The organism is Acinetobacter sp. UBA3025 (assembly GCF_002367915.1).
In the GTDB taxonomy this organism is placed as follows: domain Bacteria; phylum Pseudomonadota; class Gammaproteobacteria; order Pseudomonadales; family Moraxellaceae; genus Acinetobacter.
In genome coordinates, this window is sequence record NZ_DFDO01000197.1 from 1 (window position 1) to 10,256 (window position 10,256).

A 10,256-nucleotide genomic window follows, 5' to 3' on the forward strand; every position below is an offset into this window, starting at 1 on the left:
TTTTTTGTTAATCTCTTGATTATAATCAAGAGATTAACAAAAAATATGGATACAAATCGTAGCTTTTGCTAACAAAATGTATCCAAATTAAAAAGTCAGATTTTAAATAAGCGGAGCTATCGGTTAGTCAAAACGGTAAATATCCATCCCCAAAGCGCCCATCGTAAAGCTGCTATGCACGATACTGAAACGGTTTCCAGTGCCCATGGCAAAGAATAGCGGCGCAAAGTGTTCCAGCGTTGGATGGTTGCGTTTCAGTTGAGGAATGGATTGCCAGTCCAGCACAGCATCAAAATCGCTATGGGTTAATTTATTAGCCACATAGTTGCGGAAGGTCGATGCCCATTCCGGAACTTCATCGCTATTTCCCTGCCAGGACAATTCACGCAAATTATGGGTAATGCTCCCTGACCCGATCAGAAAAACCTGCTGCTCACGAAGTGGCGCCAACGTCTGGCCAATCTTGTAAATCTCTTCTGCACTCATCGACATTGGTAAAGAAATTTCAACCACCGGGATGTCTGCTTCTGGATACATATGTAAGAGCGGCATCCAGACGCCATGATCACGTGGACGGGTGCTGTTGGCATGTGCAGAGAACCCGGCATTGGCCAATAAGCCCAAGACTTGCTCAGCCAGCTCTGGATTGCCGGGAGCAGGGTAGCGTAACTCATATAACTCAGGTGGAAAGCCACGGAAGTCATGCCAGGTTTCAGGACGAATACCTGTATTGACTTCCAGAGCTTCACTTTCCCAATGTGCCGACATAACAATAATGGCAGTTGGACGTGGCAGATTCAGGCTTAAACGGTGCAATGCCGGGCCAACCTGCTCAGGATTGAGCGCGAGCATAGGGGAACCATGAGAAATAAATAAGCCGGGCAAAGTCTGCAAGTTCATAAGTCAAACCACATTAATTCAATGTTTTAATCATGCAATAAAAAGAGAAGCAAAGGCAGGGGGGATTGTTCAACAAAACGTTGCATAATCAGAACGCATCAACAGATCAGCCTGCACGGTGATAAGGATGATTATGGTTGATGCTCATGGCGCGATACAGTTGTTCAATCAGCATTACACGGACTAGCGGATGTGGCAAGGTGAGTTTAGACAGGGACCAATGCCAGGCTGCTGCTTTTCGGACTGCTTCAGAATGGCCATCTGGCCCACCAATCGCCAAGGCAATATCATGACCTTCCAGCATCCAGCCTTTCATGGTTTCAGCCAGTTTTTCCGTACTAAACTCACGGCCACCGACTTCTAGTGCAATCAGGACTTCATTCTGTTTTAAGGCATTTAAAATACTGTCACCTTCAATATTTCGGTATTTCAGAATATCGGCTTCAGAATCGTTTTTGCCCCGTTTTGCCATTGGCAATTCAACCACCTGAGTCTGTACAAAAGGCTGAATACGTTTGAAATAGTCTTCAAAGCCTGTCAGCACCCAAGCCGGCATTTTCTGGCCGATGGTTAAGATACGGATTTTCATAGAACTGGATCAATAATTAGATACTTCATTATAACGATCAAACAACACGAAGTTGAGCTAGGGAAACAAATTGAAATTGAAATCATGAATTTAATGTTGTTTTAATATCCATAATTCAAGTATCCGCTTGATAATAAAGGAATGGATAATAAGAAATGCGGACCAGTCTCATTATTAAAAGATATTGTACTTTTCTACTAATTATTCTCGGTTTAACCAGTTCAGGCATGAGCTTTGCTGCACCTGCAAATTTTTCCTCCAAACAGGCACAGACAGAACATCTGGAACTGTTTATCAAACAAATTATCAGTGTAGATGAATACCGGAATTTTAAAAATACCAGTGAATTAAACCGGGTCTCAGCATGGCTCAAAGAACAGATGCGTCTGCTTGGCATCCCATGTCAGTTCCAAAATTATATCGTAAATAGCCTAAGCTATAGAAATGTGGTATGTCAGCTTAATGCTAAAGCCAAAACCAAACTGGTTATTGGTGCGCATTATGATGTCTTTAGTGATCTATATGGAGCAGATAACAATGCTTCCGGTGTAGCAGGGGTACTGGAAACAGCTCGATTATTGGCCTTACAAAAGTCAAAACTCAAACATAATATCGAGTTTGCTTTCTATACACTGGAGGAGCCACCCTATTTCAAGACTGAACATATGGGAAGCTATCTACATGCCAAAGCATTAAAGGCCCAGAAACAAAAAGTGAAAGGTGTCATTATTCTGGATTCTATTGGTTATTATGATGAAAATCTAGTGCAGACCTATCCGACAGGATTAAAATGGATCTATCCCCGACATGGAAACTTTATTGCTGTGATTGGACATTTGGCATCAGCCAGTTTGACAGGAGATTACTGTACGTCCATGCAACGTTTCAAGCGTCTGGATTGTCAGCGTTTTATTAGTCCGGCGTTCGCTCAAGACATGAATTTTTCTGGCTATCTGAATTATGCCAAGTTTAACTATTCAACCATGCTGATTACAGATACAGCGCATTATCGTAATCCTTACTACAATACCGAGCAGGATACCTTAGATAAACTGGATCTGACCAAGATGGCTCAGGTCGTGAATGGCTTGGTCGATATGGTGATTCGTCTTTAAAATTATCCTCGCCTAAATACAAAAACACCCTGCCAGAGCAGGGTGTTTTTCAAAGCCTTTAGGTCTTAATGACGTGCAGCTTTAGCTTCTTCACTTGCTTTCACAATTGGTGGTTTCACCAGTGCTTTCGGCATATCGATCAAAGCCAGAGGTAAAATCTCATCAATCGATTTCACAGCTTTGATTTCTAGGCCTTCTTTTACACTCTCAGGAATTTCCGCAAGGTCGCGAACGTTTTCCTGTGGAATGAACACCAGTTTAATGCCACCACGGTGCGCAGCAAGCAGTTTCTCTTTCAGGCCACCGATACGCATTGCACGGCCACTTAAGCTGGTTTCACCTGTCATCGCAATATCTGGACGAATCGCGATACCGGTGAATGCAGACACTAGAGCAGTCGTCAGTGCCAAACCTGCAGATGGGCCATCTTTCGGAGTCGCACCTTCTGGTAAATGCACGTGCACATCAGTTTCTTCAAAGCGGGAAGCTTCGATACCTAATTCAGCCGCACGGGTACGAACGACAGTCATGGCAGCGGTAATCGATTCTTTCATTACATCACCAAGTGAACCGGTGGTAATGAATTTACCTTTACCAGGTACTGCTGCAACTTCAATAGTCAGTAACTCACCACCCACTGAAGTCCAAGCCAAGCCATTTACACGGCCGATTTGAGCCTCTTCTTCCGCCATACCGTAGTCAAATTTGTGTGGACCTAAGTAATCTGGAAGATTACCCGCATTCACTTCAACCTGAAGATTTTTAGCTTTCTTGCTAACTGCTTCTTTCACTACCTTACGTGCAATTTTAGACACTTCACGTTCAAGGTTACGAACACCGGCTTCACGAGTATAACGACGCACGATGTCACGAATCGCTTCTTCATGCACAGTCAACTCTTTAGCACGTAAACCATTGTTCTTGATTGCTTTAGGAACAAGGTAACGGTCAGCAATGTTAACTTTCTCTTCTTCGGTATAGCCAGGCAGACGAATCACTTCCATACGGTCCAAGAGGGCTTCAGGAATATTCATGCTATTGGCAGTACAGATGAACATCACTTCTGACAGGTCAAGGTCCAAATCAAGATAGTGATCATTGAACTTGTTGTTCTGTGATGGATCAAGTACTTCAAGCATCGCAGAAGCTGGATCACCGCGGTAGTCTTGAGCCATCTTGTCAATCTCATCGAGCAAGAACAGCGGGTTTTTCACGCCAACTTTGGTCAATGACTGCACGATCTTACCTGGCATCGCACCAATGTAGGTACGACGGTGACCACGAATTTCTGCTTCGTCACGTACACCACCTAGGGCCATACGGACAAACTCACGGCCAGTCGCTTTGGCAATCGATTCACCCAAGGAAGTTTTACCTACACCTGGAGGACCAACTAGACACAGGATTGGACCGCGTAATTTTTTCACGCGAGACTGAACCGCCAGATATTCCACAATACGGTCTTTGACATCGTCCAGACCATAGTGATCGGCATCCAGGATTTCCTGAGCTTTATTCAAGTTAATGCTAACTTTGCTGGCTTTGTTCCATGGCGTATCTAGAATCACTTCCAGATAGTTGCGAACTACCGCAGCTTCGCTAGAGGCTGGTTGCATTGCTTTGAGTTTACGGAACTCAGATTCCGCTTTTTTACGCACATGCTCAGGCAGATCAGCTTCAGCCAGACGTTTTTCGATTTCCGCAACGTCATCTTCCGCACCGCCATTCATATCGGAAAGCTCGCGCTGAATGACTTTCATTTTTTCATTCAGGAAGTATTCGCGCTGGTTTTTTTCCATCTGGCGTTTAACCGAGTCATGCAAAGTCTGTTCAATTTGCTGTTCTTCAGACTGTTGCAATAGGTAAGTCATCAACTCAGTTAAATGTGCATCGAACTCGTCATATTCCAGGAATTTCTGTTTCACTTCGATATTCAAAGGAACACGGGTCGCTACGAAGAATAACAGTTGCAACAAGTCTTCGATTTTATTCGCAGCTGCAATCAGCTCACGAGCATTACGAAGTTTTGCTTCAGCATACTGAGCGAACAGGGCACGCAGCTCCTGCAAGCGCGTAGCTTGAGTTGTTTCATCGACTGACACAGTCATTGGGCTAAGTTCATGCTCAGCAGTCAAATACTCATTTTCATCAATGATGGTTTTGAGCTTGGCACGATACAGTCCCTCAATCAGGACTTTAATACAGTTTTCATCATTTTCGTGATTCACAACTTGCACAATCTTCGCGACAGTACCGTATTGATATAAGTTGTCGTGATCAATTTCTTCTGTAAGCGAATCTTTTTGCGCAACTACAAATACTAGATTGTCACTGTTACGAGCCACATCAACTGCATTGATCGATTTTTCACGACCGACAAATAGCGCAATTTGCATGTGTGGATACACCACCACATCACGTAGCGCCAAAAGTGGTAATACACTTGGAACCTGAGGCTCTAAGGTTTCTTGATTCATAATAATTTCAGACATGGGCACTCCTAATGAGTGACAACGGTGTTGCCATGTTTTTAATAGTGATGGGTAATTTAAAAATTACAAGGGCTATAGCGACTAAATTGTATAAAAAATGACTAATTATGTGATTTTAAAGTACTTATGTATTTGGAAATACATTGTTTAACGCTTAAAACGTTGTAAAAGTGTAGGCGTAAGCAGGGCATCTAGAGGCTGGTCCCAAACTTCTCGGGTTAAAGGCTGTGGGATCAGCTGAAAGTCATGTGCTAACCCCAGACGAAAAGGACGGTGCGGTGCTGTTGCCAGCGTACGATCATAATAACCGCCCCCCATACCAATTCGGGTGCCATATTGATCACAGGCTAATAGTGGCATAACTAAAAGATCCAGTTTTGAGGCATGCAGACCACGTGTAGCCATGGGTTCACGCATTCCCAACCGATGATGAGCAAAACGCTGGGAACGATATTGATTTTGACTGATTTCTACCCATGTGAGCTGCTGGTTCATATTGCAAATATTGGGGAGATAAACCCTTTTATGATGCTTAAAGCAGTATTCAATCAGCGCCTGAGTCCGAACCTCACCGAAAGCATCCAGATAAACCCCAACAGATTTGCTTGCATGAAATTCTGGCAAAGTCCGAATCATATTCAGGATACGTTGTTGAGTCTGTTTCTGGGTAAATCGAGAGAGTTGACGGCGCTGTTTACGTAGCTGTTTGCGAAGTTCGGAAAGATTCATCGTCGTCATAAATATGGTCTTCAGGATTTTAGGGCATTAGATTAATAAAATGCCATAGCTTAAATAGAGGGTAGCAACATAGCGAGTATTATAGGCATCAGTATGAATTTTTGATTAAATTTTAAAAATAATGAAACATTTATGATGAATTAATCGAACTATATTTAGATCTAGGCAATTTTTTAAAAGACGAAAAAGGTACGAGTATAGGACGCTAAACCAAGAAAAATGCAATGAATTTAAGATTTAGAAAAGAAGATAAATAATGAAATATTTTGAGAAAAATAGAAGCACTCCGAGGATGCCGCTGCATGTCATTACCCTTGAACCCTAAAGTTCAAGGTGGACGAGACGCATACTTGCTGGGTTTCCCATACCGGATGGGCATACACTCTAAATATGCAGAACTCAATCCTAAGATTTAAATATCGGCTCAGGGGAATCTGACCCGCTGGCGAACATCTCAGAGTTAGACTAAGTATAAACGATAATGCTGATGTGGCAACTCTATGCTGTTCGTGAACTGTAAACAGTTTAGTCGAACGACCGAAGTTTATACAAAAAACTCGATTATTCAGTTAGTTCTTCAACTTCTTCCAAAATAGTTTGTAACAAACGTTCGCAGTGAGCATATTGTTGCAGGGATTTATTCATCGTCAATACTTCCTGCATCAGTTCCAGTGCCACCATAATGATCAGTTTACTTGGTTCCATACGAGGGGCTTTACGGCGAAATTCATCGTATTTTTCATTGAGTAATTGCGCTGCACGTTGTAGTTCATCCTGCTGATCCGCAGTGGAGGCCAGACGGAAACTGTGACCCAATACCTTTAAGTCGATTGCGATTTGTTCACTCATGATGAAGCTTCCTCAGTCACTTCAGTAGGATGGGCCAATTGCTGAATTTCCTGTGCATTTTGATCCTGGGCTGTTCCCAAAATTGCCAGACGTTGAATAATGGCTTCAACTTTAGCTTTGGCATTTTCATTTTTCTGGGTAAGACGTTCAGATTCCTGATTCAGCCGCTGAATTTCCTGCTGGGCATGACGCTGTTCCAGCAATAACTTTTCTTTCAGCACGCGTAACTCATTGCGTTCAGCCAGAATTTCCTGAAAACGGTTCTTAAGATCAGTACAACTTTTTTCCAGACGGCTATAACGATCTGCCAGTGCTGTAGCATCCTGGTTTAAATGCTGAAACTGGTTACGTGATTCTGTCAGTTGCTGATTGAGATTCTGGATTTCTTGTTGTTTTTGCGCAATAAAGCTATTTTTTTGTTCAATTTGAGTTTCATGTTGCACGCTTGAAGCCTCTTGCTTCTCACGTAAACTGGTATTCTCACTTTCAAGTTGTGCAAGTCGCGTTTTTAAAACGCCAATATGCACTTGTAGACGCTGTAATTCTTCTAACATATCGAGGTCGCACAGTGTTGCAAACAAAGGTAATATATAAAGCAGTATAGAGATTGGATAAACGAATGCAAGACGATATTTCAGGTTGGTCAGAATGGTACCGCAATTTTTCCTCAATTGAAGAAATTTCTAGCCCAAGCGAACTGCATGGTTTGCTTACCGGAATTGTCTGTGTCACTCAGGCACCTTCAAATGATGAATGGGTACAGATTCTAGAAACGCTAGATGTTCCTGAACTGAACCCTGAAGCATTAGAATTGTTAACGGGTGAGGCAGAAGACATATTTCATGCGCTGTCTGAAGATGAGCTGGATTATCTGCCATTACTACCAGATGATGAGCATAGCTTGGCTGAACGCGTTCAGGCACTGGCTGACTGGTGTGCAGGCGTAGTGCTTGGTTTCGGTCTGGCTTCAGGGCATATCCGCAATGATGAAATGGAACTGATTGAACATTTACAAGATGTTGCAGCAGTCGAGTTTGAAGATTCTGATGACGATGCCGAAGGCGAAGAAAGCTATCAGGAGCTGTATGAGTTTGTTCGTCTGATTCCGGTAAGCCTGTCCGTCGGCCGTAAAAAAGTAGAGGTTGAAGAAACACCTTTATTGCAGAAATTCACGCAAAAAGCACCAGCTCCAGCTTCTGCGACTGAAGCGCAATCTGTAGTTGAAATTTTCTCGCCGAAACGTCCGAGTTAAGTTCAAGCGGTTCTAAACACAAATTAAAAAACGGTTCTGAAAACCGGCATATTTTTTGCTGATCCTTCTCATGATGATAGTAAATTAATCTGACCTGTTTTCAGGACCAAATTTTAAATAACAGTAGCAATTGATAAGAAGTAAGGTGTAATGAAGAAACTGACTCAAGCCGATTTTCAGGAACGTCGTGACATCCTCGCAGGGGAAATGGGATTACGTAGTATCGCGATTATTGCAACCAGCCCGGTTGCCCTGCGTAACCGTGATGCAGATTATAAATACCGCGCGGACAGCAGTTTCTTTTACCTGACCGGATTTGCTGAGCCTGAAGCAGTTGCAGTCATTGAAACTTTCGATACTGAAGAAGAAGGCTATACCTATAGCCTGTTCTGCCGTGAACGTGATCGTGAAATGGAAATCTGGAACGGCTACCGTGCCGGAGTAGATGGCGCCGTTGATGATTATGAAGCAGACGAAGCTTATGCGATTGATCTACTGGATGAGGAAATCCTCACCAAGCTTCAGAACAAAGACAAGCTTTTCTACCGGATTGGACACAATGCCGAATTTGATGCACGTGTAGCCAAATGGATCGTAACAGCCAGTGGTGAAAGCCGCCGTGGTACTTCTGCACCGGCACAGATCATGCAGCTGGATCGTATCATTGATGAAATGCGTCTGCATAAAGATGAAAATGAAATTGAACTGATGCAGCTTGCATCTGATATTTCTGCAGAAGCGCATACACTGGCTATGCAGAAAATTCGTCCAGGCATGATGGAATATGCTTTAGAAGCTGAACTGAATTATGTCTTTGGTAAAAATGGCTGTGTACCATCCTACAACAGTATTGTCGGTGGCGGTGAAAATACCTGTATTCTGCATTATGTGGAAAATGATAAAGAGCTGAAAGATGGTGATCTGGTTCTGATTGATGCTGCCTGTGAATATCAGTTTTATGCTTCGGACATTACCCGTACTTTCCCGGTGAATGGTAAATTCAGTCCGGAACAAAAAGCGTTATATAATGTCGTATTGGACGCACAGATTGCTGCCATCAATGCAGTTCAAATCGGGAACTCTTATAAAGAGCCGCATAATGTGGCGGTTCGCATTCTGGTTCAAGGTTTACTTGATCTGGGGATTATGCAGGGAGATCTTGAAGAAATTATCCAGACGGAAAGTTTCCGCCAGTTCTATATGCACGGTACTGGACATTGGCTCGGTATGGATGTACATGATGTAGGTACTTATAAAGCCAACGGTGAATGGCGTGCATATGAAGAAGGTATGGTCGTGACAGTTGAGCCAGGTCTTTACATTGCGCCAGATGATGAAACTGTAGATGTTAAATGGCGTGGTATCGGAATCCGGATTGAAGATGATGTGGTTGCTACCAAAAATGGCCCGTTGGTGTTAACTGCAAAAGTTGTGAAAACCGTGGAAGATATTGAAGCCTTAATGGCCAAAGCACGTGCTGCTTAAATAAAAGATATAAAAAAAGCCGGTGATCTCATCGGCTTTTTTATTATCATAGGAAAAAGCTAAAAATTGACTCATTAAGGAAATTAATTTTTCTAATATATTGATATTAAAATGAGTATTTATAAAATTTTAAGAAAAAATGAAATAATTTCTTAGGGAATAAATTATCCAATGGCTATATAAAACAAAGATACTATCGAGCAACATGAAAAACTTTTAATTACCTTAATCGCGATTTATTCAAATAAAATTAACTTTGTTAAAATTGAGAATTATAAGATGACAGGAATTCAACACAGCAATTGAGTTTTTAGCATCAAAGCAACATATTAATTCCGATTTCGTTCTCATACTTGACCTGTTCCTTAAATAAACTCAAAGAAGAGCAGGAGAAAAATGATGAGACTAAATACGCTTGACTGGATTGCTTATGCTTTAGCGATTATTGGTGGCATCAACTGGGGTCTAGTTGGTGCGTTTAACTTTGATTTAGTCGCTGCCATCTTTGGTGAAATGAGTGCACTATCTCGAATTATTTATGTATTGGTTGGTTTGTCTGCCTTGTATCTGATCTATACTGGTACAAAATTGGGTCGACGTGATGTACATCATGAGTCTCAAGCTCGAGTAGTACGTTAACTGACTAAAAGTTAATTGAAGTCATTTATATTTTTTTAATTAACTGATTTCTATAACAGATTAGTTAATCTAAAAGATATAAAGGACATTTAACAGAAACGGAGCTTAAGCTCCGTTTTTAGTATTTAAATTTTTGATAATGCCTAAAGAGATCAAAAAATCTCTATAAGTTTTTTCTATCGACCGGATAAAAATAT

Annotated in this window: 10 protein-coding genes and 1 other RNA gene; 4 read left to right on the top strand and 7 right to left on the bottom strand. The window is 42.0% G+C overall.

The genetic code is table 11. The annotated features are described in order from the left end of the window. Positions 1-123: 123 nt before the first annotated feature. The gene (locus B4J23_RS08185) at positions 124-900 is read right to left on the bottom strand and encodes a dioxygenase (RefSeq protein ID WP_004782897.1); all 777 of its coding nucleotides are present in this window, start codon (positions 898-900) and stop codon (positions 124-126) included. 106 nt (positions 901-1,006) lie between these two features. Beyond that, a complete protein-coding gene (gene rlmH / locus B4J23_RS08190) occupies positions 1,007-1,489 on the bottom strand; it encodes a 23S rRNA (pseudouridine(1915)-N(3))-methyltransferase RlmH (protein WP_004782895.1) in 483 nt (160 codons plus the stop codon). 155 nt (positions 1,490-1,644) lie between these two features. Between rlmH and B4J23_RS08195 the strand changes: the two genes are divergently transcribed. After that, the gene (locus B4J23_RS08195; RefSeq protein ID WP_125278709.1) at positions 1,645-2,604 is read left to right on the top strand and encodes a M28 family peptidase; all 960 of its coding nucleotides are present in this window, start codon (positions 1,645-1,647) and stop codon (positions 2,602-2,604) included. Between the two features lie 65 nt (positions 2,605-2,669). On the opposite strand, the gene lon is transcribed toward B4J23_RS08195, so the two are convergent. The 5 genes from lon to B4J23_RS08220 all read right to left on the bottom strand — a co-directional run bounded on the left by lon (position 2,670) and on the right by B4J23_RS08220 (position 7,237). Next, positions 2,670-5,096 (bottom strand): endopeptidase La, encoded by a 2,427-nt coding sequence (gene lon, locus B4J23_RS08200; protein WP_125278708.1) that lies wholly within the window; start codon positions 5,094-5,096, stop codon positions 2,670-2,672. A 147-nt stretch (positions 5,097-5,243) separates the two neighbouring features. After that, entirely contained in the window at positions 5,244-5,825 is a 582-nt protein-coding gene (locus B4J23_RS08205) for a 5-formyltetrahydrofolate cyclo-ligase (RefSeq protein ID WP_125278747.1), read from the bottom strand. Positions 5,826-6,113: 288 nt separating this feature from the next. Next, positions 6,114-6,298: non-coding RNA, 6S RNA (ssrS, locus tag B4J23_RS08210), on the bottom strand. A gap of 97 nt (positions 6,299-6,395) precedes the next feature. Continuing rightward, positions 6,396-6,683, bottom strand: a complete 288-nt coding sequence (locus tag B4J23_RS08215) for a cell division protein ZapA (protein WP_005234746.1) — start codon at positions 6,681-6,683, stop codon at positions 6,396-6,398. Next, positions 6,680-7,237 (bottom strand): hypothetical protein, encoded by a 558-nt coding sequence (locus tag B4J23_RS08220; protein ID WP_004782884.1) that lies wholly within the window; start codon positions 7,235-7,237, stop codon positions 6,680-6,682. The genes B4J23_RS08215 and B4J23_RS08220 overlap by 4 nt, the downstream gene beginning before the upstream one ends. Positions 7,238-7,302: 65 nt before the next feature. Here B4J23_RS08220 and B4J23_RS08225 point away from each other — a divergent pair, with 65 nt between their 5' ends. The 3 genes from B4J23_RS08225 to B4J23_RS08235 all read left to right on the top strand — a co-directional run bounded on the left by B4J23_RS08225 (position 7,303) and on the right by B4J23_RS08235 (position 10,059). Continuing rightward, positions 7,303-7,935 (top strand): UPF0149 family protein, encoded by a 633-nt coding sequence (locus B4J23_RS08225; protein WP_125278707.1) that lies wholly within the window; start codon positions 7,303-7,305, stop codon positions 7,933-7,935. A 150-nt stretch (positions 7,936-8,085) separates the two neighbouring features. After that, positions 8,086-9,420 (top strand): Xaa-Pro aminopeptidase, encoded by a 1,335-nt coding sequence (gene pepP, locus B4J23_RS08230; RefSeq protein WP_125278706.1) that lies wholly within the window; start codon positions 8,086-8,088, stop codon positions 9,418-9,420. A 399-nt stretch (positions 9,421-9,819) separates the two neighbouring features. After that, a complete protein-coding gene (locus B4J23_RS08235; protein ID WP_034703714.1) occupies positions 9,820-10,059 on the top strand; it encodes a DUF378 domain-containing protein in 240 nt (79 codons plus the stop codon). Positions 10,060-10,256 lie beyond the last annotated feature (197 nt).

Excerpts from the sequence above, each read along its gene's own strand:
- B4J23_RS08185 (WP_004782897.1), bottom strand. The coding sequence starts at position 900 with ATGAACTTGCAGACTTTGCCCGGCTTATTTATTTCTCATGGTTCCCCT.
- pepP (WP_125278706.1), top strand. The coding sequence starts at position 8,086 with ATGAAGAAACTGACTCAAGCCGATTTTCAGGAACGTCGTGACATCCTC.
- rlmH (WP_004782895.1), bottom strand. The coding sequence starts at position 1,489 with ATGAAAATCCGTATCTTAACCATCGGCCAGAAAATGCCGGCTTGGGTG.
- B4J23_RS08215 (WP_005234746.1), bottom strand. The coding sequence starts at position 6,683 with ATGAGTGAACAAATCGCAATCGACTTAAAGGTATTGGGTCACAGTTTC.
- B4J23_RS08195 (WP_125278709.1), top strand. The coding sequence starts at position 1,645 with ATGCGGACCAGTCTCATTATTAAAAGATATTGTACTTTTCTACTAATT.
- B4J23_RS08225 (WP_125278707.1), top strand. The coding sequence starts at position 7,303 with ATGCAAGACGATATTTCAGGTTGGTCAGAATGGTACCGCAATTTTTCC.
- B4J23_RS08205 (WP_125278747.1), bottom strand. The coding sequence starts at position 5,825 with ATGAATCTTTCCGAACTTCGCAAACAGCTACGTAAACAGCGCCGTCAA.
- B4J23_RS08220 (WP_004782884.1), bottom strand. The coding sequence starts at position 7,237 with ATGTTAGAAGAATTACAGCGTCTACAAGTGCATATTGGCGTTTTAAAA.
- lon (WP_125278708.1), bottom strand. The coding sequence starts at position 5,096 with ATGTCTGAAATTATTATGAATCAAGAAACCTTAGAGCCTCAGGTTCCA.
- B4J23_RS08235 (WP_034703714.1), top strand. The coding sequence starts at position 9,820 with ATGAGACTAAATACGCTTGACTGGATTGCTTATGCTTTAGCGATTATT.